Annotated in this window: 21 protein-coding genes; 12 read left to right on the forward strand and 9 right to left on the reverse strand. The window is 73.6% G+C overall.

The window, feature by feature from the left end:
• Positions 1-51: 51 nt before the first annotated feature.
• The 4 genes from ACIBQ8_RS11225 to ACIBQ8_RS11240 all read left to right on the forward strand — a co-directional run bounded on the left by ACIBQ8_RS11225 (position 52) and on the right by ACIBQ8_RS11240 (position 3,002).
• Complete coding sequence (locus tag ACIBQ8_RS11225; protein WP_397191836.1) at positions 52-1,227, forward strand: sensor histidine kinase; 1,176 nt, start codon at positions 52-54, stop codon at positions 1,225-1,227.
• On the forward strand, positions 1,224-1,871 hold the full coding sequence (locus ACIBQ8_RS11230; protein WP_397191837.1) for a response regulator: 648 nt from the start codon (positions 1,224-1,226) through the stop codon (positions 1,869-1,871). Before ACIBQ8_RS11225 ends, ACIBQ8_RS11230 begins: the two co-directional genes overlap by 4 nt.
• 118 nt (positions 1,872-1,989) lie before the next feature.
• Positions 1,990-2,184 (forward strand): hypothetical protein, encoded by a 195-nt coding sequence (locus ACIBQ8_RS11235; RefSeq protein WP_352325673.1) that lies wholly within the window; start codon positions 1,990-1,992, stop codon positions 2,182-2,184.
• A 5-nt stretch (positions 2,185-2,189) separates the two neighbouring features.
• Positions 2,190-3,002, forward strand: coding sequence for an MBL fold metallo-hydrolase (locus tag ACIBQ8_RS11240; protein ID WP_397176347.1), 813 nt, complete (start codon positions 2,190-2,192; stop codon positions 3,000-3,002).
• A 205-nt stretch (positions 3,003-3,207) separates the two neighbouring features.
• Here ACIBQ8_RS11240 and ACIBQ8_RS11245 read toward each other — a convergent pair whose 3' ends face one another.
• Entirely contained in the window at positions 3,208-3,780 is a 573-nt protein-coding gene (locus ACIBQ8_RS11245) for a hypothetical protein (RefSeq protein ID WP_397191838.1), read from the reverse strand.
• A gap of 322 nt (positions 3,781-4,102) precedes the next feature.
• Between ACIBQ8_RS11245 and ACIBQ8_RS11250 the strand changes: the two genes are divergently transcribed.
• Entirely contained in the window at positions 4,103-4,402 is a 300-nt protein-coding gene (locus ACIBQ8_RS11250; protein WP_397176350.1) for a hypothetical protein, read from the forward strand.
• 204 nt (positions 4,403-4,606) lie between these two features.
• Here the strand turns inward: ACIBQ8_RS11250 and ligD are convergent, their stop codons facing one another.
• Positions 4,607-5,617 (reverse strand): non-homologous end-joining DNA ligase, encoded by a 1,011-nt coding sequence (gene ligD / locus ACIBQ8_RS11255; protein ID WP_397176352.1) that lies wholly within the window; start codon positions 5,615-5,617, stop codon positions 4,607-4,609.
• A gap of 382 nt (positions 5,618-5,999) precedes the next feature.
• Here ligD and msrB point away from each other — a divergent pair, with 382 nt between their 5' ends.
• Positions 6,000-6,401, forward strand: a complete 402-nt coding sequence (gene msrB / locus ACIBQ8_RS11260; protein ID WP_352325044.1) for a peptide-methionine (R)-S-oxide reductase MsrB — start codon at positions 6,000-6,002, stop codon at positions 6,399-6,401.
• Between the two features lie 187 nt (positions 6,402-6,588).
• Here msrB and ACIBQ8_RS11265 read toward each other — a convergent pair whose 3' ends face one another.
• The 3 genes from ACIBQ8_RS11265 to hemG all read right to left on the reverse strand — a co-directional run bounded on the left by ACIBQ8_RS11265 (position 6,589) and on the right by hemG (position 9,906).
• Positions 6,589-7,413: a hypothetical protein gene (locus tag ACIBQ8_RS11265; RefSeq protein WP_397191839.1), complete on the reverse strand. Its 825-nt coding sequence runs from the start codon at positions 7,411-7,413 to the stop codon at positions 6,589-6,591.
• Positions 7,414-7,795: 382 nt separating this feature from the next.
• Positions 7,796-8,497: a hydrogen peroxide-dependent heme synthase gene (gene hemQ / locus ACIBQ8_RS11270; protein ID WP_352365611.1), complete on the reverse strand. Its 702-nt coding sequence runs from the start codon at positions 8,495-8,497 to the stop codon at positions 7,796-7,798.
• A 5-nt stretch (positions 8,498-8,502) separates the two neighbouring features.
• Positions 8,503-9,906: a protoporphyrinogen oxidase gene (gene hemG, locus ACIBQ8_RS11275; RefSeq protein ID WP_397191840.1), complete on the reverse strand. Its 1,404-nt coding sequence runs from the start codon at positions 9,904-9,906 to the stop codon at positions 8,503-8,505.
• A gap of 108 nt (positions 9,907-10,014) precedes the next feature.
• On the opposite strand from hemG, the gene ACIBQ8_RS11280 reads away from it, so the two are divergent.
• Positions 10,015-11,010, forward strand: a complete 996-nt coding sequence (locus tag ACIBQ8_RS11280; protein ID WP_397191841.1) for a DUF4349 domain-containing protein — start codon at positions 10,015-10,017, stop codon at positions 11,008-11,010.
• 3 nt (positions 11,011-11,013) lie between these two features.
• Here ACIBQ8_RS11280 and hemE read toward each other — a convergent pair whose 3' ends face one another.
• Entirely contained in the window at positions 11,014-11,964 is a 951-nt protein-coding gene (hemE, locus tag ACIBQ8_RS11285; RefSeq protein ID WP_397191963.1) for a uroporphyrinogen decarboxylase, read from the reverse strand.
• A gap of 670 nt (positions 11,965-12,634) precedes the next feature.
• Here hemE and ACIBQ8_RS11290 point away from each other — a divergent pair.
• The 5 genes from ACIBQ8_RS11290 to ACIBQ8_RS11310 all read left to right on the forward strand — a co-directional run bounded on the left by ACIBQ8_RS11290 (position 12,635) and on the right by ACIBQ8_RS11310 (position 17,782).
• The gene (locus ACIBQ8_RS11290) at positions 12,635-13,231 is read left to right on the forward strand and encodes a DUF3000 domain-containing protein (RefSeq protein ID WP_352365603.1); all 597 of its coding nucleotides are present in this window, start codon (positions 12,635-12,637) and stop codon (positions 13,229-13,231) included.
• A gap of 45 nt (positions 13,232-13,276) precedes the next feature.
• The gene (locus ACIBQ8_RS11295) at positions 13,277-14,491 is read left to right on the forward strand and encodes an HRDC domain-containing protein (protein ID WP_397176360.1); all 1,215 of its coding nucleotides are present in this window, start codon (positions 13,277-13,279) and stop codon (positions 14,489-14,491) included.
• A gap of 131 nt (positions 14,492-14,622) precedes the next feature.
• Positions 14,623-15,768, forward strand: coding sequence for a Gfo/Idh/MocA family protein (locus ACIBQ8_RS11300; RefSeq protein ID WP_397176361.1), 1,146 nt, complete (start codon positions 14,623-14,625; stop codon positions 15,766-15,768).
• Complete coding sequence (locus ACIBQ8_RS11305) at positions 15,765-16,925, forward strand: dihydrodipicolinate synthase family protein (RefSeq protein ID WP_397191842.1); 1,161 nt, start codon at positions 15,765-15,767, stop codon at positions 16,923-16,925. Before ACIBQ8_RS11300 ends, ACIBQ8_RS11305 begins: the two co-directional genes overlap by 4 nt.
• Positions 16,922-17,782, forward strand: a complete 861-nt coding sequence (locus ACIBQ8_RS11310; RefSeq protein ID WP_397191843.1) for a sugar phosphate isomerase/epimerase family protein — start codon at positions 16,922-16,924, stop codon at positions 17,780-17,782. Before ACIBQ8_RS11305 ends, ACIBQ8_RS11310 begins: the two co-directional genes overlap by 4 nt.
• Here ACIBQ8_RS11310 and ACIBQ8_RS11315 read toward each other — a convergent pair.
• The 3 genes from ACIBQ8_RS11315 to ACIBQ8_RS11325 are packed head-to-tail and all read right to left on the reverse strand — an operon-like array spanning position 17,779 to position 21,686.
• Complete coding sequence (locus ACIBQ8_RS11315) at positions 17,779-18,822, reverse strand: glycoside hydrolase family 88 protein (RefSeq protein ID WP_397176366.1); 1,044 nt, start codon at positions 18,820-18,822, stop codon at positions 17,779-17,781. The two genes, ACIBQ8_RS11310 and ACIBQ8_RS11315, sit on opposite strands and share 4 nt — an antisense overlap.
• Before the next feature lie 57 nt (positions 18,823-18,879).
• Entirely contained in the window at positions 18,880-19,098 is a 219-nt protein-coding gene (locus ACIBQ8_RS11320) for a hypothetical protein (protein ID WP_397176367.1), read from the reverse strand.
• Between the two features lie 17 nt (positions 19,099-19,115).
• Positions 19,116-21,686, reverse strand: a complete 2,571-nt coding sequence (locus ACIBQ8_RS11325) for a PEP/pyruvate-binding domain-containing protein (RefSeq protein WP_397191844.1) — start codon at positions 21,684-21,686, stop codon at positions 19,116-19,118.
• Between the last annotated feature and the right edge of the window lie 11 nt (positions 21,687-21,697).

Raw genomic sequence — 21,697 nt, forward strand, 5'->3', positions numbered from 1 at the left:
TCCCACTTGCCGGATATTTGCGGCATACGGGGATGTCGTAGCGTTTGCGGCATGTGTGCAGGGGCGTGTCGCCGTTCCCTCGTCCTGGACGTGGTCATCGCGGGCGGCTTCGCGCTGCTGGACACCGGCTCGACGCTGCTCGGCCTGTCGTGGTGGCCGGAGCGTCCGGGTCCCCTCGCCTGGACGCTGCTGGCGGTCCAGGCGGCCGCCTGCCTGTCGCTGGTGGCCCGCCGCCGGGCGCCGCTGACGGTCCTGGCGGTGCTGGGGACGTACACGCTGGTGCTGACGTTGCTGATCTCGCCGGGCGGGGTGCTGGTCCCGGCCGGGCAGGGGAACGTGTGGGCGCCGTTCGCGACCATCGCGGCGGCGTACGGGCCGCTCTACGACCGCAGGGACCGGCGGATCGCCGTCGCCGCGCTGGCCGCGTACACGATGGTGATCGCGCGGGTGTGGGACCCGTCGGCCGGCGTGCTCGTCGACGGGGTGCTGCGCACCGCCGTCGGCCCGCTGCTCGCGCTCTACCTCGACGGACGGCGGCGGGTGCTCAGGATGCTGGTCGAACGCGCCGAGCGGGCCGAACGCGAGCGGCACCTGCTGGCCGAGCAGGCCCGCGCCGAGGAGCGCGCCCGGCTGGCCGGCGAGATGCACGACGTCGTCACCCACCGGGTGAGCCTCATGGTGCTGCAGGCCGGCGCGCTGCGGGTCACCGCGGCCGACGAGCACACCCGGCAGACCGCCGAGGAGCTGCGGGCCGCGGGCTGCCAGGTGCTCGACGAGCTGCGGGACCTGATCGGCGTCCTGCGCACCGCGCCGGAGCCGGACGTGCCGCCGTCGGCGGCCGACTTCGCCGCGCTGGTCGCCGAGTCCGCCTCCGTGGGCACCCCGGTCGAGCTGGTCGAGGAGGGCGACCGGGCGCTGGCCTCGCCGGTGGTGGGGCGCACGGCGTACCGGATCGTGCGCGAGGCGCTGACCAACGTGCGCAAGCACGCGCCGGGCGCGCGGGTGCAGGTGCGGATCGAGTACGGCCAGGCGCGGGTCCGGCTCGCGGTGCGCAACACGCCGCCGACCGGCCTGCCCGGCGGCCCCCTGGCCGGCACCGGCTCCGGCCTCGGCATCGCCGACCTGCGGCGGCGGGTCGAGGTCGTGCACGGCACGCTGCGCGCCGGGCCGGCCCCCGACGGCGGGTTCACCGTCGAGGCCGTCCTCCCGGCGTACGTGGCCACATGATCAGGGTCGTGGTCGTGGACGACGAGCCGATGGTCTGCCGCTTCCTGCGCACCATCCTCGGCTCGGCGCCCGACATCGAGGTCGTGGACGAGGCCCACGACGGCGCGGCCGGCGTCGAGGCGGTCGTGCGCGCCCGTCCGGACGTCGTGCTGATGGACCTGCGCATGCCCCGCGTGGACGGGCTCACCGCGATCGAACGCCTGGCCGAGCTGCCCCGGCCGCCGGTCGTCGTGGTGCTGACGACGTTCGACGCCGACGAGTACGTGCTGCGCGCCCTGCGCGCGGGGGCCGCCGGCTTCCTGGTCAAGTCCACGCCGCCGGAGGACCTGATCGGGCTCGTCCGGGTGGCCGCCGAGGGGCACACCGTGCTGTCGCCGGTCGCCGCCCGCCGGCTGGTGGCGGCCTCGGCCGCCGCGGACCCGGCCCGCGCCCGCGCCCGCGAGCTGCTGGAGTCGCTGACCGGACGCGAGCGCGAGGTGCTGGCCTGCCTCGGCGAGGGGCTGTCGAACGCGCGGATCGCCGCCCGCCTCCACCTGGCCGAACCCACCGTCAAGGGGTACGTGTCGCGCCTGCTGGACAAGCTGGGCTGCCACAACCGCACCCAGGCGGGCCTCATCGCCCACGACGCGGGCCTGACCCGGTAGGCGCCGCGGGCGGCGGGTTCGGCGGCGGGTTCGGCGGCGGGTTTGGCGGCGGGTTTGGCGGCGGGTTTGGCGGTGGAGCAGCGAGGTAGGTGATAAGCCGCAAAGGGGGACAAAAGCCATGAGTAATCCGCAACAGCCCGAACTTCGCCGGTCGGGCAAGTCTGGAGCGAACTCGAAATCCACCGACGCCGTGCCGGAGTCGAAGAGCGGCGGCAAGCGGGCCGGCCGTCCGCACGGCAGCGACAAGGGGCACAAGGGCGGCGGCAAGGGCGGCGGCGTGCCTCCGGGCCAGCACCCTCCGTATCCGGGGTGAGCCGGATGAAGGGCAGCCTGCAGTTCATCGGCAACGCGACCACGCTGATCCGCTACAACGGCTTCACGCTGCTGACGGATCCCAACTTCCTGCACCGCGGCCAGCGGGCGTACCTGGGCTACGGCCTGAGCTCGCGCCGGCTGAAGGACCCGGCCATCGACGTGTCGGACCTGCCGCCCATCGACGCGGTGGTCCTGTCGCACCTGCACGGGGACCACTGGGACCGGGTGACCGAGAAGGGCCTGGACAAGGGCACCCAGATCATCACCACCCGGCAGGCGGCGCGCACGCTGCGCCGCCGCGGCTTCGGCCGCAGCACGGGCCTGGAGGTGTGGGAGCAGCACGAGCTGAACGGCCCGCAGGGCAGCGTGACCGTCACCGCCCTGCCCGCCCGGCACGCGCCCGGTCCCGCCGAGGCGCTGCTGCCGCCGGTGATCGGGACGATGCTGGAGTTCCGCGGCCCCGAGGGCCTGGTGGAGCTGCGCCTGCACATCAGCGGCGACACCCTGCTCGACCGCCGCCTGGAGGCGATCCCGCGTCGCTTCCCCGAGGTCGACCTCGCGCTCGTGCACCTGGGCGGCACCCGCCTGCTCGGCACCCTGCTGGTCACCATGGACGGCGAGCAGGGCGCAACCTGGGTCGACCTGATCAACCCGCACACGGTGGTGCCGGTGCACTTCGACGACTACGGCGTCTTCAGCTCACCGCTGGACGACTTCCGGCACCACATCGAGCAGGTGGGCCTGGCCGACCGGGTGGTCTACCTGGAACGCGGCGAGACCCGCGAACTGGCGCCGCACCACCTCGTGCGCCGCTGACCTCCCGCCGGGGTGAGCTCTTTTCTACCCGGAGGAGGAATCTCCTACCGGGGGCGGAAACTTTCCTATCCGATTTCTGCCCCGGTGGGAGGTACGGGAGTTACCTTCGATCTCGGCCGCACCTCCTGTGCCGCCGCACGGCCGGGCCGTCGGGCCCCGTCCCAGGCGCCGGGTCCGGCCGTGCGGCCCACAGCCGCCGGCCCGCTCAGGAGAGCTTGGCCAGCTTCTCCGACGTCCGCTGGAACGCCTTGCCGGTCCACTTGTAGGTCTGGCGGACGAGCAGGTCGGGGCAGCACCGGGGAGCCTTGTCGCTGACCACCTTGCCGCTCAGGCGCGCCTCGCCGTGCTGGACGGTGACCGTCTGGGTCTTGAAGTACCGGTTCTTGCCGAGCGTCCCGATCAGCCGCGGGGCCGAACGCCGGGACGCGCCGTCGTAGACGAAGGAGATCACCGGGTTGCCCGCCGTGGGGCTCGGGCAGGACGAGGTGACGACGGTGTCGGGACGCCCGTCCCGGGTGAGGTCGCCGACGGCGGCGACGCGGGCGCGGACGACGTACCAGCTGTCCTTCGGCCCCGGCTTGGGGCAGTGCAGCGCCCGCTCCACGACGGGCGCCCAGTCGATGCCCTGGAACGGGTCCTTCGCCGCCGGGCCGGTCGCGGCGAAGGCGGCGCCCGTGGCGAGGATCGGCGCCAGTGAGGTCGACAGGACGACGGTCGACGCCCAGACGCGGAGTCGGCGGGCCATCGGGCTGCTCTTGTGCGTGGCGCTTGAGTTCATGACCGTTTCGATGCGGGAAACGCCTGACAAGTTCGGCCCGGCCGCGTGAGTTCCGGCGTCATGCCTCGGGAGGGTTCGGCCGTCCTGCCCTCCGGAGCGTTTCGCCACGCGGAAGGGGGTGCAGGGCTTTGTGGGGACTCGACCACATTTTCGGAAGCGTCGGCGCAGCGTTACGCGCGACACGCCCAGACCTGCGGCTCTCATCCTGTACCAGGTCACGATCGCCACCGCCGTTATCGGTCTGAGATGTTCACTCATGTCTCCACCTCGCCCCCTGCCCAGGCAGCCGCCTGGCCGAGGCCGGAACGGAAGGACACCTCACATGCGCCCAGCCACCCGAGCAGCCCTCGCCACCCTCGCCGTCGCGTGCTGCACCTTCAGCGCGCTGCCGGCCTGGGCGGCGCCGGCCGGGAACGCGCCCTCGTGCGTGACCGTCTGGCAGACCACCGGGACCATCACCAAGACCGGCTACGCCCGCAACGACTGCGGCTACCGGCTCCGACTGAAGATCATCTGGGCGCGCGGGACGGACGGCGCCTGCCAGACCGTGGACCCCGGCGAGACCATCTACTCGCGCGTGCCGCGCGGCGTGCGCACCTTCGACGGAGCCGACACCTGCTGACCGGCTCCCGCGAAAAGGCCGGCCCCACGACGGGGCCGGCCTTTCGCGGCTCTCGGGGGTCGCCGTCACCGGGGGTCAAGGGCCAGTGACCGAGATTCCCGCTCCGGGAGTCAACCGCCGACGACCGAGATTCCCGCTCCGGGAGTCAAACGCCGGTGACCGAGATTCCCGCTCCGCCCGGCGGGAGAGCGATCTCCGGAGGCGTCACTTGTCCTCCGGCGCGTTCCTGGCCTTGCTGGGCTGGACACGCTTGGGCTCGCCCGGCATCTTCGGGTAGTTGGGCGGGTAGGGCAGGTCGCCGCGGTCGTCGGCGGCGTACATCTCCAGCAGGGGCTCGATCGAGTACGCCCGGTCGTCGATGGCCGCGTGCACGTCGCCCAGCTTGGCGAAGCGGGCCGGGACGGTGCGGATGTCGAAGTCGCGCGGGTCGGCGTCGGCCAGCTCGTCCCAGGTCAGCGGGGTCGAGACGGGGGCGTGCGGGCGAGCCCGGACGGAGTAGGCGCTGGCGACGGTGCGGTCTCTGGCGTTCTGGTTGAAGTCGATGAAGACGCGGTCGCCGCGCTCCTCCTTCCACCACGCGGTGGTCACCAGGGCGGGATCGCGCGCCTCGACCGCCCTGGCCAGCGCGATGCCGGCGTGGCGCACCTGGACGAAGTCCCAGCGGGGCTCGATGCGCACCGCGATGTGCACGCCGCGGTTGCCCGAGGTCTTGACGAACCCCGCCATGCCCAGCTCGTCGAGCACCTCGCGGGTGCGCTCGGCGGCCCGGCGCGCGGCGTCGAACTCCAGGCCGGGCTGCGGGTCGAGGTCGATGCGCAGCTCGTCGGGGTGCTCGACGTCGGCGGCCCGCACCTGCCAGGGGTGGAAGTCGATCGTGCCCAGGTTGGCGCAGTAGGCGATCGCGGCGACCTCGGTCACCCGGAGCGAGTCGGCGGTGCGGCCGCTGGGAAAGGTGACCGTGACCGACTGCAGCCACTCGGGATGCCTGGGCGGCATGCGCTTCTGGTAGATGGCCTCGGTCTGGACGCCGTCGGGATGGCGCTTGATGTTGGTCGGCCGGTCTCTGAGCGCGCGCAGGGCCCCTTCGCCGACGCTCACGTAGTACTCGACCAGCTCCCGCTTTGTCGCCCCGATCTCCGGGAAGTAGACCTTGTCGGGATTGGTGACCTTGACGGTCCGCTCCCCCACCTTGAGCTCTATGAACGGCGATGCCATGCCACCGAACCTACTCCCCCGCCCCGACAGAACAGCCGAGACGACGGGCGACGCGACGACCGGCTCGACGACCGGCGCGACATCTGGCAATAGAGGTGGGCCCGTCCCGGAGCCGCGTCGGTGGCGGGACCGGGGCTCGACGGGACGGACCTAAGATCATCCATCGCCGTTCCGGGCGCTGGCGCGCCACCCGGCCGGCCATCTCGGGTCGCCAGCGGCGCCAGCACGGGCGTGGGCTGTGCCGCTACGGCGAGCCGCGGACGATCTCACCCCTTGGCAGGAGGCGATGACACCCCCTTACCGACAAAGACGCGAATTCGGCCGAGAAAGGATGCTTCACCCTGCGGAGATCTCTTTTTGCCGGATCTCGTAGTCTGGACGCATGGACAAGGTGGTCAAGAGCGAGGCCGAATGGCGTGCCAGGCTCTCTCCTGAGGAGTTCCACGTGCTCAGGGAGGCCGGCACCGAGCGCCCGTTCACGGGGGAGTACGTCGACACCAAGACCGAGGGCGTGTACTCGTGCCGCGCCTGCGGCGCCGAGCTGTTCCGGTCCGACACGAAGTTCGAGTCGCACTGCGGATGGCCGAGCTTCTTCGAGCCGTCGGGGTCGGAGGCGGTGAGGCTGATCGAGGACAACAGTCACGGCATGGTGCGCACGGAGGTGCGCTGCGCCCGCTGCGACTCCCACCTCGGGCACGTCTTCCACGGCGAGGGCTATCCGACGCCGACCGACGATCGTTACTGCATCAACTCGGTCTCGCTGAGGCTCGAACCCAAGGGGTGATCGATTAGCGACAGAGCGTACCGATCGTCCACAAGGGGTAGGGGCCTGCTTGTGGGCCGTGTCCATCTTCGCCACCGCTGGGTGACGATTGAGACGATCGGGCGTGTCGTGACTCAGCGGTGCGAGGTGTGCTCCAAGACGAGGGTCCGGGTGCGCTAGCCCGCCCCGGTGGGCGTCCCGGCGCGCGTCAGTTCGGCCGGGGGTAGGTGACGCGGCAACTGTGATCGGACGGGCCCAGGATGTTGGCGAGGACGGGGTTCCCGTTCTCGCCGAACTCCGCCTGCACGAACACGATCGGCCGCTTCACGCCGTTCGCCCTGAGGTACTCCAGGCCGCGTTTGCACAGCGTGATCGCCGTCGCGGAGTTGTCGGCGCTGTCCGGTAAGTTCGTGTAAATGCGCAAATATCCGCCTATGGTGCGGATGTCTTTGAGGTGTTTCATCGCCTTGTCGCCCCGTCCCCAGCGGGCGTGGAAGTACTCGGCGGCCTCCCGGTCGGTGTGCCGCGACGGGCCGTCGGCCTTGTAACCGGCCGAGTCGCCGCTCTTGGCGTCGCCCGGGGCATCGGCCTCGGGCAGGCTGACCTGGGCGTCGCCGGTCTCGGTCCGCCCCGTGACGGTGTCCGGCTTGCCCTGGACGGCGTCCGGCTTCGCGGCGGGGTCGGCGGTGCCGGTCTTTGCGGGCGTCCCCGACCCGGCGGGGTCGGCGGCGGCCGGCGTGCTCGGCCGGGCCTGGCCCTTCGGCAGCTCGCGCGCCTCGGCGGCGCCCTTGCCGCTGGCCGGCGCCCGTCCCGGGTTCGCCGGGACGCCGCCCTCCGCCGCCGGTTCCCGCCTGGCCGTGGCGCCGTCCGCGCCGGCCGGGGCTCCGGAGGCGGCGACCGTGCCGCCGAGCGCGCCGTTCAGGCCGAGCAGCAGCGCCACTCCCCCGGCCAGCGCCACCGCGCCCGCGGCCAGAGCCCGTGTTCCCGTACGCGCGCGCCGCCGCCGCCCACGCCGCCCGCGCCCCGTACGCACCTCAGCCGGGCCGCCGGTCGCACGCGCGTGACGCCTACCGGCCTCAGCCGGCCCGTCGGTCGCCCGCGCGTGACGCGTACCGGCCTCAGCCCGGCCGGCGGTCTCGTGTGCGCCGCCGGTGCGGGTGTCCGGCCGGTCGGCGGGGTGCCGGGCGGCCGGGGTCGTGTCCGGTAACGCTGCGTGGCGGCCTGGCGCGCGCCGGCGTCCGGGGCCCTGACCTTCCGCGGACTGTTCCACCCGGCCCTCCTCGCCCCTGCGTGGATCGTGCCACGACGTCACGCCACCGAAAGGGAATTCACCCTCGATTGTGACAAAGGGGATAGATCACTTCAGGGAGATCGTCAAGTTGGCCCCGACGTTCCTCGCCGGACCACCACGACCGCTACGGCAGGGCCGCGACGAGCTCCTGCACCGGCTTGCGGGCGCCCGTGTAGAACGGGATCTCCACGCGGGTGTGCCGGCGGGCCTGCGCGCCGCGCAGCGTGCGCATCAGGTCGACGATGCGGTGGAGCTCGTCGGCCTCGAACGCCAGCATCCACTCGTAGTCGTTGAGCGAGAAGCAGGCCACGGTGTTGGCCCGCACGTCGGGGTAGTCGCGGGCCATCCGGCCGTGCTCGGCCAGCATCGCCCGCCGCTCGGAGTCCTCCAGCAGGTACCACTCGTAGGAGCGCACGAACGGGTAGACGCTGACGTACGCCCGCGGCTCCTCCTCGGCCAGGAAGGCCGGGATGTGGGACTTGTTGAACTCGGCCGGCCGGTGGAGCGCCATGGCCGACCAGACCGGCCTGCTGTGCCGGCCGAGGCCGGTGCGGCGGAAGCGGGAGTAGACGTCCTGGAGGTCCTCGGGCGTGGGAGCGTGCCACCAGAACATGTAGTCGGCGTCGGCACGGAAGCCGGCGACGTCGTAGACCCCCCTGGTCACGACGTCCTTCCCGGCCGCCTGTGCGAGCAGCTCCTCGACCTCGTCGGCCATGTTCTCCCGGTTGCCCGGGACCTGCTCGGTCACCTGGAAGACCGACCACATGGTGTAACGGATCACCTGGTTGAGATCGCGGGCCTTCGGCCGCGGCGCGCCCTCTGTCATGTCCTTCATTCTCCTTCTCGCGACAGGTGGTCCAGAATCCGGGCCGCGGCCGTGCGGGCGGTCGCGATGCAGGCGGGGACGCCGATGCCGTCGTAGGCCGCGCCGCACACGGCGAGCCCGGCGGCGCCGGAGACCGCGGCGCGCACCCTGGCCACCCGGTCGAGGTGGCCCACGTTGTACTGCGGCAGCCCGCCGCCCCAGCGGGTGACCCGGCTGTCGACCGGCAGGCCGCGCACGCCCACCACGTCGGCCAGCTCGGCCGTGGCCAGCGACACCAGCTCCGCGTCGTCGCGCTGGAGCAGGTGCTCCTCGCCGATCCGGCCGACCGAGCAGCGTACGAGCAGCAGGTCCTGGGCCAGGTGGGGCCACTTCACCGAGCTGAACGTCACGGCCTTGACCGGCCGGCCCTCCACCGGCGGCACCAGGTAGCCGCTGCCGGTCGGCGGCTTCGGCAGCGCGTCGATCGGGTAGGCGAGCGTGACGACGGCCATGCTGGCGTACTCGATCCTGGCCAGCTCGGCGGCGGCCTTGGGCACCTCGGCCTTGAGCAGGCGGGCGGCGGCGGGCGCGGGCGCGGCCAGGATCACCGCGTCGGCCTCGATCACCTCGGGCCGCGGCACCGGCCCGGCGACCAGCCGCCAGCCCTGCTCGGTGCGGTGGAGCTCGCGCACGGTCACGCCGGTGCGGACGTCGGCCCCGGACGCCTTGGCCACCGCCTCGGGCAGGCCGCCCAGGCCCTGGCGCAGCGTCGTGAAGACCGGCCCGCCGTTCTTGGGCGCCTCCTCGACGATGTGCCGGGCGGCGCTCAGCAACGAGCGCTCGGCCCTGGCGACGGCCGCGACCTGCGGCATCGTCGCCTCCAGCGACAGCATGTCGGAACGGCCGGCGTAGACCCCGCCGAGCAGCGGCTCGACCAGGCGCTCGACGACCTCGCCGCCCATCCTGGCCCGGATGTAGGAGGCCACGGACACGTCGGTGCGCACCAGCGTGGGCGGCAGGACCTGGTCGAGCGGCACCCGCAGCAGGCCGCCGGGCGAGATGATGCCGGACCTGGCCAGCTCCGCCAGGTCGGCCGGCACGCCCATGACGTGCCCCTTCGGCATCTGCCGCAGCGCGCCCCTGGAGTAGACGGCCGACCGCACGGTGCCGGGGAGGACGAGATCGTCCTCCAGCCCGACGGCCTTGGCCAGCTCGACGCCCTCCGGCCGGCGGGCCAGCATGGCCTCGGCCCCGGCGTCGAGGCTCACCCCCGCGACCTCGGAGGCGTGCAGCTTGCCGCCGAGGCGGGGGCTGCCCTCCAACACGGTGACCTTGACCTGCTCGCTCGTACCCTGACGGAGGAACCACGCGGCCGCCAGGCCGGAGATCCCACCGCCGATGACGACGACGTGCGCCCGATTCCCTTCCACGTCTCCTGACGCTACCGCCTCGGCAGACCGCCCAGCTGTTCGGGGCACGTGACCCTACCGTGATGTATGTCGCCAAACCGGGGTGATCCGGTTTCCGTCATAGAGGGCATGAGGAGAACCCGGTTAGGCGTCGCGCTCTCGGCCTGCGCCACTCTGCTGCTCGCGGGCTGCGGCGGCGGCACCGTCGAGATGGCGTCGGGCGGCTCGCCCGCGAAGGTCTCGCAGGGCATGGCCGCCCCCGAGGCGCGGGACCTGGCCGCGCCGCAGAAGCAGGCCGCGTCGCAGCGGCGGCCAGCGCCGCAGGACGGCGGCAGCGCCGTCTCCGGCGTCAAGCCGGAGCAACGGCAGCCGGACCGGCAGGTGATCTACACCGGCAGCATGACCGTCCGCGCCAAGCAGGTCACCTCGGCCGCGCAGCAGGCCAAGCAGCTCGTCACGGCGGCGGGCGGCTACCTGTCGAAGGAGGAGGCGGAGTCGGCCGGCGACACCGAGGACACGGCCCTGCTGGAGTTCAAGATCCCGCCCGCCCGGTACGCCGACGTGACCGCCAGGCTGGGCAAGGAGCTGGGCAAGCAGCTCTCGATGACCCAGGGCACCCAGGACGTCACCCTCCAGGTCGCCGACGTCGAGAGCCGGCTGAAGTCGGCGCAGAAGTCGCTGGAGTCGCTGCGCACGCTGCTGGAGAAGGCCGAGACCATCGGGCAGGTGCTGCAGGTGGAGCGGGAGATCAACTCCCGCGAGGCGGACCTGGAGGCGTTGCAGGCCCAGCAGAAGGAGCTGGCCACCCAGGTCGCGATGGCCACGCTGACGCTCCGGCTGGTCGGGCCGGTGACCGTGGTCGAGGACCCGGCCGAGGAGCCGGCGGGCTTCCTCGGCGGGCTGAAGACCGGGTGGGGGGCGCTGGTGTCGTTCACCAAGACGGCGCTGACCGTGGTGGGCGCGCTGCTGCCGTGGCTGGTCGTCATGGCGCCGCTGGTGGCCGTGGCGGTGTTCCTGGTGCGGCGCAACCGCGCGCGCCGCCCCGCGCCCCCTGCCGCGTCCGAGCCCGGGCCCAAGCCCGAGCCCGACCCCGAGCCCGCCGGGCCCGGTCCGTCGGCCGCGTGACGGTCAGGCGCCCGCTTCGTGCACCAGGTCGGTCAGGCGCTTGAGCTGGTCGGGGTCGGTCGAGGGGAGCACGCCGTGGCCGAGGTTGAACACGTGCCCCTCGGCCGCCGCGCCGCGCCGCAGCACCTCGCGGGCCCGGCGCTCCACGACCTCCCACGGCGCGAGCAGGATCGCCGGGTCGAGGTTGCCCTGCAGCGCCTTGCCCGGCCCGACGCGCCGGGCCGCCTCGTCGAGCGGCACCCGCCAGTCGACGCCCACGACGTCGGCCCCGGCCTCGCCGAGCACGCCGAGCAGCTCGCCGGTGCCGACGCCGAAGTGGATGCGGGGCACGCCCGCGACGCCCTCGAAGATGCGCCGGGTGTGGGGCAGGACGAACTCCCGGTAGTCCTCCGGGGCCACCGCGCCCACCCACGAGTCGAAGAGCTGGATCGCCGAGGCGCCGGCCGCGATCTGGATGCGCAGGTGCTCCAGCACGATGTCGGACAGGCGTTCCATGAGGGAGTGCCACAGGGCGGGCTCGCCGTACATCATGGCCTTGGTGCGGTCGTGGTTCTTCGACGGGCCGCCCTCGATGAGGTAGGAGCCGAGGGTGAAGGGCGCGCCGGCGAAGCCGATCAGCGGGGTGCCACCCAGCTCGCCGACCAGGGACGAGATCGCCTCCGTCACGTACGGCACGTCGCCCGGCTCCAGCGGGCGCAGCGTCTCCACGCCCCGCGCGTCGCGGATCGGGTCGGCGACGACCGGGCCGACGCCCGGCTTGATGTCGAGGTCGACGCCGATGGCCTTGAGCGGGACGACGATGTCGCTGAAGAAGATGGCCGCGTCGACGCCGTAACGGCGCACGGGCTGCATGGTGATCTCGACGATCAGGTCGGGCGTCGCGCAGGCGGTGAGCATCGGCACACCCTCGCGGACCTTCAGGTATTCGGGCAGCGATCGCCCGGCCTGCCGCATGTACCAGACCGGGGTGTGCGGGACGGGCTGCCTGCGGCAGGCGCGCAGGAAGGCTGAGTCGGCGAGATTCACCCTCCAAGGGTGCCATGGCACCGGATCGGCCGAGACATCGGCGCGAGGTGTCGGAAAAACATGCATTGGATACCCAAAATCATGATCAGATAGCCAGATGAAGGTTTACCGGTCTGCCCGGCAGCGGCGTCGCACACGGGTCGAACACACCCCATGCCCGCCCAGAGAGCCGGTCTCGACTGGACCAAATGTTCACCAACCCACCGCGCGGCACCGATTCAGCGACCACTTTCGGGACACGCCGAGCGCGTTGCGGGGAATTGTCAGCGGCTCGTGCCAACGTCGGAGCCACGACCCGAAGAAAGGCCCCGGTTCGATGACTGGTGCGATGACCGCGTTGTGGAGTTCCCCGGAGGTTCGCAGCGAGCGCTGTGCTGCCTGCGCCGGCGAGCGGCTGTTCGAGCAGCCGCCCTGCTTCGACGGGCACGGTCCTGGCGAGTGCCCGGAATGGGCCTGCGCCGAATGCGGCCACGCGATCCTGCTCGGCTCGGCCGAGACCACCCGACCGGTCCGCCAGCTGGTTACGGCAGCGGCTTGATCACCAAGGATGAGCACCCCCGTGGTCCCCTTCCGTCCGTCCTCGACCTACGCTTCGGCTATGACCCTCGGTGACCAGCCACCGCCGCCCGCCGCGTTCACCCGCGCGGCGCAGAGCCTGCGGCTGTCCGAGGTCAGGCCGGAGATCGAGCTGGAGGACCTGCCCGCGCCGCAGCGGCTGGCCCCCTACTCGGCCGCCATCGGCGCCTCGGTCTACCGCGACGACGACGAGCTCGCGGTCGGCCGGCTGATCCTGCTCTACGACCCCGACGGCCAGCGCGGCTGGGAGGGCCCGTTCCGGCTGGTGGCCTACGTCCGGGCCGACATGGAGCCGGAGATCACCTCCGACCCGCTGCTCGGCCCGGTCGTGTGGAGCTGGCTGACCGAGGCCCTGGAGGCGCACGAAGCCGACTACTCCGCCGCGGGCGGTACCGTGACTAGAGCCGTGTCCGAGGGCTTCGGCAACAAGGCGGAAGACCCGGTCACGACCGAGCTCGAGCTGCGTGCGTCCTGGTCGCCCGCCGAGGAGGATCTGTCCGGCCACGTCGCCGCCTGGTGCGACCTCATGTGCCTGGCGGCGGGGATCCCGCCGCTCCCGCCCGACGTGGCCGCGCTGCCGCGCCGACGTGATGATCCGGAGAGTGACCGTACGAAGTGAGGGCACCAGTCAAGACAGCACCAGCGTCATGAGGTCGGTGAGCTCATGACAGAAGAACGCATCGTAGAGCCCCTGCTCGAACCCCGCGAGGGCATCCCCCCGGTGATCGCCGACGCGCACGGGCTGGCGCGGGTCGTCGACGCCTTCGCCGCGGGCACCGGCCCCGTGGCGGTCGACGCCGAGCGCGCCTCCGGCTACCGCTACGGCAACCGGGCCTACCTGGTCCAGCTCCGCCGGGCCGGCGCCGGCACCGCGCTGATCGACCCGGTCGGCTGCCCCGACCTGTCGGCCCTCGACGCCGCGCTCACCGGCACCGAGGTCGTGCTGCACGCCGCGTCCCAGGACCTGCCGTGCCTGATGGAGGTCGGCTTCAAGCCGCGCGAGATCTTCGACACCGAGCTGGCCGGCCGGCTGCTCGGTTACGAACGCGTCGGGCTCGGCACGATGGTCGAGACCGTGCTCGGGCTGCGGCTGGAGAAGGGCCACTCGGCCGCCGACTGGTCCACCAGGCCGCTGCCGGAGGACTGGCTGCGCTACGCCGCCCTCGACGTCGAGGTGCTGGTCGAGCTGCGCGACATGCTCCACCAGGAGCTGGCCGGGTCGGGGAAGCTGGAGTGGGCGCGCGAGGAGTTCGCGGCCGTGCTCAACACCCCGCCGCCGGTGCCGCGCTCCGACCCGTGGCGGCGCACGTCGGGCATCCACAAGGTGCGCAACGTGCGCGCGCTGGCCATCGTGCGCGAGCTGTGGACCATGCGCGACACGATCGCCAGGGAGAACGACCTGGCCCCCGGCCGGGTGCTGCCCGACGCCGCGATCGTCACCGCCGCCCTTGAGGGGCCCCGCACGAAGAAGGCCCTGACCGAGATCTCGGCCTTCACCGGCCGCAGCGCCCGCCGGTACATGAACGACTGGCTGGCCGCCGTCAACCGGGCGCGCACGCTGCCCGACGGCGAGCTGCCCCAGCCGAGCACGCCCGGCGACGGGCCGCCCCCGCCCAACCGCTGGGCCGACCGCGACCCGGCGGCGGCCAAGCGCCTCGCGGCGGCGCGGGCCGTGGTGGCCGCGCTGGCCGAGGAGCACCGCATGCCCACGGAGAACCTGCTCCAGCCCGACGCCGTGCGCAGGCTCACCTGGGAACCCCCCGCAGAGATCACCGACGAGAGCGTGACCGCGCGGCTGCGCGCGCTCGGGGCGCGTGAGTGGCAGCTCTCGCTCACGGCCCATCCCATCGCCAAGGCGCTGGCCCGGCTCGACGGCTAGCTCCCCCGCCGGCGTACGGGCGGAGGGCCCGCCTCCGCCCGCCGGCGTCACCGTCCCACTTGACGCTCGGAGGGCGACGGCCGTACGTTTCGGGAAAGCGCTTTCCCCATCCGTTGCCTGAAGGGATCCCCATGAGCGTGCGCACCATCGGCGTCGTGATGAACGGCGTCACCGGACGAATGGGCTATCGCCAGCACCTCGTCCGATCCGTCCTGGCCATCAACGAGCAGGGCGGCGTCACGCTCTCGGACGGCGAGCGGGTCAGGCTGCGCCCGGTCCTGGTCGGCCGGAACGCCGGCAAGCTCGCCGACCTGGCCGACCGGCACGGGATCCCGGACTTCACCACCGACCTCGACGCCGCCCTCGCCGACGACGACAACCTGATCTACTTCGACGCCCAGGTCACCAGCGCCCGCGTCAAGGCCGTGCTCAAGGCCATCGAGGCGGGCAAGCACGTCTACGCCGAGAAGCCCACGGCCGAGTCGGTGCAGGAGGCCGTCGCGCTGGCCGAGGCCGCCGCGGCCAGGGGCGTGAAGAACGGCGTCGTGCAGGACAAGCTGTTCCTGCCGGGCCTGCTCAAGCTGAAGCGGCTGATCGACGGCGGGTTCTTCGGCCGGATCCTGTCGGTGCGCGGCGAGTTCGGCTACTGGGTGTTCGAGGGCGACTGGCAGGAGGCGCAGCGCCCGTCCTGGAACTACCGGGCGCAGGACGGCGGCGGGATCGTGCTCGACATGTTCCCGCACTGGCACTACGTGCTGGAGAACCTGTTCGGCCGGGTCCGGTCGGTCTACGCCAAGGCCGTGACGCACGTGCCGTCCCGGGTGGACGAGCAGGGCCGCGCGTACGAGGCCACCGCGGACGACGCCGCGTACGGGATCTTCGAGCTCGAAGGGGACGTGATCGCTCAGATCAACTCCTCCTGGACGGTCCGCGTGAACCGCGACGAGCTGGTCGAGTTCCAGGTGGACGGCACGCACGGCAGCGCCGTCGCGGGCCTGCGCAACTGCCGCTTCCAGCACCGGGCCGCCACCCCCAAGCCGGTCTGGAACCCCGACCTGCCCGCCACGGGCCGCTTCCGCGAGGACTGGCAGGAGGTGCCGGACAACGCCGAGTTCGACAACGGGTTCAAGGTCCAGTGGGCGGCGTTCGTCCGGCACGTGCTGGAGGACGCGCCGTTCCCCAACGACTTCGCCTCGGGAGCGCGCGGCGTGCAGCTCGCCGAGCTGGGCCTGCGCTCGAACGCCGAGGGCCGCAGGATCGAGGTGCCGCAGCTGTGAGGATCGACCTGCCGGGCGGCGCGTACGAGCTGCGCGACCCGGTGACCTGGGCGGCGCCGGCCGCCCCGGCCGTGAGCCGGGTCGTCTACGCGGCCGCGCACGTCGTCGCCGACCCGCTCGGCGACAACACGCCGGGCTCCCCCGCCGCCGTCGACTGGGCGGCCACGCTGCGCTTCCGCCGCCACCTGTGGTCGCACGGCCTGCGGGTGGCCGACGCCATGGACACCGCCCAGCGCAACATGGGCCTGGACTGGGCGGCGACCAAGGAGCTGATCCGGCTCAGCGCCGAGGAGGCGCGCGCCTTCGGCGACCCGGCGGCCCTGGTGGCCTGCGGCGCGGGCACCGACCACGCGCCCGACGCCGCCGACCTGCACACGATCACCGCCGCGTACGCCGAGCAGGTGGAGACCGTCCAGGCGGCCGGCGCGGGCGTGATCGTCATGGCCTCCCGCCAGCTCGCCAGGGTGGCGGCCGGGCCCGCCGACTACCACCAGGTGTACGGCAAGGTCCTCGACCTGGCCGACCGCCCGGTGATCCTGCACTGGCTGGGCGAGATGTTCGACCCGCAGCTCGCCGGTTACTGGGGCGCGCCGGGCGTGGACGCCGCGACGGAGTCGTTCCTGGAGCTGGTCCATGCCCACGCCGCCGTGGTGGACGGCGTCAAGGTGTCGCTGCTGGACGAGGAGCACGAGGTGCGGCTGCGCGCCGCGCTGCCCGAGGGCGTCCGGCTCTACACCGGAGACGACTTCAACTACCCGTCCCTCATCAGGTCGGGCTCGCACGCGCTGCTCGGCATCTTCGACGCGATCGCCCCGGCCGCCGCCGCGGCCCTGCGCGAGCTGGACGCCGCCGAGGCCGCCACCGGCGAGCAGGCGGCCCGCCACCTGGCCCGCTACGACGAGATCCTGGCCCCCACGGTCGCCCTGTCGCGGAAGATCTTCGAGGCGCCGACGTACCACTACAAGACCGGCATCGTCTTCCTGGCCTGGCTCAACGGCCACCAGGACGCGTTCGCCATGGTGAACGGCGCCCAGTCGGCGCGCTCGCTGCGCCACCTGGCGGAGGTGTTCAGGCTGGCCGACCGGGCCGGGCTGCTGGCCGACCCCGAGCTGGCCGTGCGCAGGATGACGGCGCTGCTGGCGGTGAACGGCCTGTGAGCCTGTCGCTGAACCAGTGGACGACCAGGCGTTGGTCCGTCGCCGAGGCCGTGGACGGCTGCGCGCGGCACGGCCTTGAGGCGATCGGGCTGTGGCGCGAGAAGGTGGCCGAGGAGGGGCTCGCGCGCAGCGCCAAGCTGGTGCGCGAGGCCGGGCTGCGGGTGTCCTCGCTGTGCCGGGGCGGCTTCCTGACGGCGGGCGGGCTGCCCGGCGAGGAGGGGCGGCGCGCGTTCGAGCGGGCGCTCGACGACAACCGGCGGGCCGTGGACGAGGCGGCCGAGCTGGCCGCCGCGTGCCTGGTGATGGTGGTCGGCGGGCTGCCGGGGGTGCGGCCGGGCGAGCCGCTGCCGCCCGGTTTCTCCAAGGACGTCGCCGGGGCGCGGGAGCGGGTCGCCGAGGCGCTGTCGGTGCTGGCGCCCTACGCCGGGGAGCGCGGCGTCAGGCTGGCGCTGGAGCCGCTGCATCCGGTCTACTGCCCCGACCGGGCGGTGCTGTCCACGCTCGGCCAGGCGCTCGACCTCAGCCTGCCCTACCCGGAGGAGCAGGTCGGGGTGGTGGTGGACACCTTCCACGTGTGGTGGGACCCCAGGCTGGCCGAGGACGTCGCGCGGGCCGGGCGGCGCATCGCGTCGTACCAGGTGTGCGACTACCTGCACCCGCTGCCCGCCGACGTGCTGCTCGGGCGGGGCATGATGGGCGACGGGGTGATCGACTTCGCGCCGATCACCCGGGCCGTGCTGGCCGCCGGGTACGCGGGCGACATCGAGGTCGAGATCTTCAACGCCGACGTCTGGGCGGCCGACCCGGACGAGGTGCTGGCCACGATGAAGGCCCGCTACGCCGAGCTGGTGGTCTAGACGCGGCCGGGGTCGAGCGTGCCGTCGAGGGTGAGGGCCGCTTCGAGCAGGAAGTAGTCGCCCCAGACCAGCTCGTGGGCGGTGGCCAGGCCCTTGCGCCGGTCGTAGCAGCCGTCCACCAGGCCGCCGTGCTCGTTGAGGTGGTCGCGGGCCAGCGCGTCCAGGGTGCGGGCGGCCTGCTCGCGGTAGCCGTCCTTGGCCAGCGGCGCGAGCTTGGCCAGGGCGGCGGCGGCGATCGCGGTGGCCGAGGTGTCGCGGGGCGCGGCGGGGATGCCGGGGTCGTCGAAGTCCCAGTAGCAGACCAGGTCGGACGGGACGTGGGCCAGGTACCAGTCGGCGACCTCGGTGGCCGGGCCGATGAACTCGGCCGACAGGTGGGCGGCCTGGGCCAGGCCCAGCATGGCCCACGCCTGCGCGCGGGCCCAGGTGCTGCCCGGCGAGGACCCGTTGACGGCGCCGGCCGAGGTCTGGGCGACCGAGCCGTCGGCCCGTACGCACATCGCGTAGCCGGTGCGGGCATGCGACTCGGCCATCACCAGCAGTTCGCGGGCGCCGGTGCGTTCGCAGGCGAAGGCCAGCAGCGGGACGGTGCCGGGCAGGCCGTCCACGCAGGCGCCGGGGCGCGGCCAGCCGTACCTGACGACGTCCTCCTCCTGGGGCGGCAGCAGGCCGGCCAGCGGGTCGAAGCCGATGCTCAGCGACCGGGCGGCGGCCACGGCGGTGGTGGCGCCGGGGTCCTCGTCGCCGGCGAGCACGGCCGGGAGCGCGGCGCCGTACCAGAACAGCATGCCGCGCAGCAGGGTGGGGGCGTCGGTGCGGGCGGCCAGCCGCTCGGCGACCTGGCCGGCGGCACGGGCGTAGCGGGGCTCGCCGGTGACGACCCCGGCCAGGGACAGCAGACCGCCCCAGAAGCCGCCGCACCAGTCCCCGTCCTCGGACCAGGTCCATTCGCCCGTCACGGGGTCGGCGTAGAGAGGGAAGCGTCCTTGAGACTGCGCGAGGGTGCCGCCGACCCTGCGCACCAGCTCTGTGACCAGCATGGAACCGCCTCATCCGGAAACGTGATGCCTCCTCCGGTTACCCGGGGCGGCACGGGCTTAACGGGGCGCGTCCCAGACGATCAGGCAGCGCCGCGGCGACAACCGGCGGAACCGGCACCCGGGCAGCGACCGCCTGGCGGCCCGCCTTTGGGTCCGCGGCGGAGCCATGAGGCCGTCGCCGCAGCCGACGTCGAGCGCGCGGGCCGAGCCGGGCGGGATCAGGCTCAGCACCAGCCGCTGGTAGTGCACGTTGTGATTCCAGTACGGATCGGGCACCTGATCACCATAGTGCGCTAAAGGGTCACCGTGCCCGCCGCTCCGTCGACGGTGATCTCCTGCCCCGTGGCGATGCGGCCGGTGGCGTCGCGGACGCCGACGACGGCGGGGATGCCGTACTCGCGGGCCACCACCGCGCCGTGCGACATGGCGCCGCCCATCTCCATCACCAGGCCGCCGGCCGTGAGGAACAGCGGGGTCCAGCCGGGGTCGGTCGAGGGGCAGACCAGGATCTCGCCGGGTTCGAGGTGGGCGCCGTTGGGGTCGAGCACCACCCTGGCGACGCCGGTGACCGTGCCGGCCGAGGCCGCCGTGCCGGTCAGCGCGCCGTCGGGCGCGGGCCCGGCCAGGGCCTCGGGCTCGGTGCCGTCGGAGAGCAGGATCCGGGGCACGTGCCTGCGGCGCGACTCCCGCTCGTACGCCGTCCGCCGCTCGCGTACCAGGTCGCGCAGGTCGCCGCCGGACAGGGCGGCCCTGGCCTCCTCCAGGCGCAGGAAGTACACGTCGGCGGCGTCGTCCAGGACGCCGGTGGCGGCCAGGTGCTCCCCGACCGCGCGCAGGCTCCGCCGGACGGCGGCGATGGCCCTGACCGCGTGGTACTTGGGCAGTTCGCGCAGCCCCGCGTACGCCCGGGTGCGGCCGAGCGCGAAGCGCACCACGGGCGCCCGCCACCGGCCCCTGCGGGCGGCCAGCGCGGCGACCCGCTCGACCTCGTCCAGGGCCGCCCGCGCGCCCCTGGCGAACAGCGCGTCGGGGGCGAGCGCGGAGCCGGCGTCCAGGCGCAGGTAGTTGGCCAGTACGCCGAGGATGTGGGTGGGGTCGTCGGACCAGCGGGGCAGGCCGGCGTCGATCTCGGCCACGCCGCGGTGGCCGTACCTGCCGAGGAAGGCGGCGATCTCCTTCTGGGCCCGCGGCGGCAGCTCGCCGGCCCGGTACCGGCGGGCCAGCTCGGCCGCGGGCGCCGCGCGGAACACCTCGGGCTCGACGCGGGTGGCCAGGTCCCACAGTTCGAGGTCCATCTCGGTGGTCGGGTTGTGCGGGACGCCGCGCAGGACGTCCTGCAGGTCGCCCACCCGCGCGCCGGAGAGCCGGGCGGCCAGGCCGAGCAGGGCGTAGCCGGTGATCACGATCGGCATGATCGAGACGATGGCCGGGAACGTCCCGCCGAGCAGGCGTTCGGCGTGGTCGAGGCGCTGGGCGGGGGTGGCGCCGGGCGGCGGTTCGAGCCTGCGGTCCAGCTCCGCGCCGACGCGGGCGGCGTGGGCGAGCGCCCTGTCCGGCCGCAGCAGCGCGTCGCGGACCCGCGCCGGCGCGTGCACGCGGCGCGCGAAGCGGAGAAGCCCGCGCAGGAACGGGCGCGGCGAGGTCTGGACGACCGACAGCCGCGGGTCGCCCGCCAGCTCCCGCACGACGGCCGCGGCCCGCGCCTCCCCCAGGGGCATCATGCGTGTCAGGACCGCCCGGCCGGTACGGCTGCGCAGCGGCGTGGTCAGGTCGATCCACAACCGCTGCCCCGCCTCGGACAGGAACGCCGGGCCGGCGAGCCGGTCGGCGGGCGGGTGCCCGAACACCGCCGCCGCCCCCGAGGCGACCAGGTCGAACACCGAGGCCCCCATCGGCGTGAACGGCCCCATCACGCCCTGGGCGACGTTGAGCGACAGGTGGACGCGCAGGCCGGGCCCGGCCGGCCGGGGCAGCGGGTAGAGGGTGGTGATCGGCCTGGCCTGGGTGAGCCAGAGCGTGCCGTCGGGGCCGACGGCCCACTCGGTGTCCTGGGGCGTGCCGTAGTGCTCCTCGACCCGCGCGCCGAGCTCGGCCAGGGCGAGCACCTGCGCGTCGGTCAGGCACAGGCCCGCGGCGGCGGTCTCCACGCGTTCGACGCCGCCGCCGGGCCGGGGCCGGACGGCCAGCCTCGCGCCGCCCGCCCGCCGTTCCAGCACCTGGCCGCCCGAGACGACGAACCGGTCGGGATCGACGGCTCCGGAGACGACCGCCTCGCCGAGCCCGGGGGCGGCGTCGAGGACGGTCTCGCGCCGCCTGCCGGTCACCGGGTTGGCGGTGAACATCACCCCGGCCACCCGCGCGTCCACCATCACCTGGACGACCACCGCGAGCCGGACGCCGGCGTGGCCGATGCCGTTGGACTCCCGGTAGGCCACGGCCCGGTCGCTCCACAGCGAGGCCCAGCAGCGGCGCACGGCGTCGAGCACCGCCTGCGCGCCCACCACGTTGAGGAAGGTGTCCTGCTGGCCGGCGAAGCTGGCGAACGGCAGGTCCTCGGCCGTGGCCGAGGAGCGCACGGCCACCGGGACGTCCGCGCCGAGCCGCGCGTAGGACGCCACGATCGCCTCGCGCACCGGGGCGGGCAGCTCGGCGCCGAGCAGGTGGCGCCTGGCCCGCGCGGCGAGCCCGTCGCCCGGGGCGAGGTCGAGCCCGGCGGCGGCCTGCCGGTAGGCGTCGGTGGTCAGGGCCCAGCCGGGCGGGACGGGCAGGCCGGCGCGGATCAGCTCGCCGAGGTTGGCGGCCTTTCCGCCCACTTCGGCGAGCATCGTGGCGTCGACCTCGGAGAGGTCGCGTGTGATCCTCATGGAAGGCACCC

This window comes from Nonomuraea sp. NPDC049646, from assembly GCF_044465525.1.
Classification (GTDB): Bacteria; Actinomycetota; Actinomycetes; order Streptosporangiales; family Streptosporangiaceae; genus Nonomuraea.

Bases quoted from the DNA above. Each gene is read 5' to 3' on its own strand.
- ACIBQ8_RS11225 (WP_397191836.1), top strand. From the start codon at position 52: ATGTGTGCAGGGGCGTGTCGCCGTTCCCTCGTCCTGGACGTGGTCATC.
- ACIBQ8_RS11230 (WP_397191837.1), top strand. From the start codon at position 1,224: ATGATCAGGGTCGTGGTCGTGGACGACGAGCCGATGGTCTGCCGCTTC.
- ACIBQ8_RS11235 (WP_352325673.1), top strand. From the start codon at position 1,990: ATGAGTAATCCGCAACAGCCCGAACTTCGCCGGTCGGGCAAGTCTGGA.
- ACIBQ8_RS11240 (WP_397176347.1), top strand. From the start codon at position 2,190: ATGAAGGGCAGCCTGCAGTTCATCGGCAACGCGACCACGCTGATCCGC.
- ACIBQ8_RS11245 (WP_397191838.1), bottom strand. From the start codon at position 3,780: ATGAACTCAAGCGCCACGCACAAGAGCAGCCCGATGGCCCGCCGACTC.
- ACIBQ8_RS11250 (WP_397176350.1), top strand. From the start codon at position 4,103: ATGCGCCCAGCCACCCGAGCAGCCCTCGCCACCCTCGCCGTCGCGTGC.
- ligD (WP_397176352.1), bottom strand. From the start codon at position 5,617: ATGGCATCGCCGTTCATAGAGCTCAAGGTGGGGGAGCGGACCGTCAAG.
- msrB (WP_352325044.1), top strand. From the start codon at position 6,000: ATGGACAAGGTGGTCAAGAGCGAGGCCGAATGGCGTGCCAGGCTCTCT.
- hemQ (WP_352365611.1), bottom strand. From the start codon at position 8,497: ATGACAGAGGGCGCGCCGCGGCCGAAGGCCCGCGATCTCAACCAGGTG.
- ACIBQ8_RS11280 (WP_397191841.1), top strand. From the start codon at position 10,015: ATGAGGAGAACCCGGTTAGGCGTCGCGCTCTCGGCCTGCGCCACTCTG.
- hemE (WP_397191963.1), bottom strand. From the start codon at position 11,964: ATGCGGCAGGCCGGGCGATCGCTGCCCGAATACCTGAAGGTCCGCGAG.
- ACIBQ8_RS11290 (WP_352365603.1), top strand. From the start codon at position 12,635: ATGACCCTCGGTGACCAGCCACCGCCGCCCGCCGCGTTCACCCGCGCG.
- ACIBQ8_RS11295 (WP_397176360.1), top strand. From the start codon at position 13,277: ATGACAGAAGAACGCATCGTAGAGCCCCTGCTCGAACCCCGCGAGGGC.
- ACIBQ8_RS11300 (WP_397176361.1), top strand. From the start codon at position 14,623: ATGAGCGTGCGCACCATCGGCGTCGTGATGAACGGCGTCACCGGACGA.
- ACIBQ8_RS11315 (WP_397176366.1), bottom strand. From the start codon at position 18,822: ATGCTGGTCACAGAGCTGGTGCGCAGGGTCGGCGGCACCCTCGCGCAG.
- ACIBQ8_RS11325 (WP_397191844.1), bottom strand. From the start codon at position 21,686: ATGAGGATCACACGCGACCTCTCCGAGGTCGACGCCACGATGCTCGCC.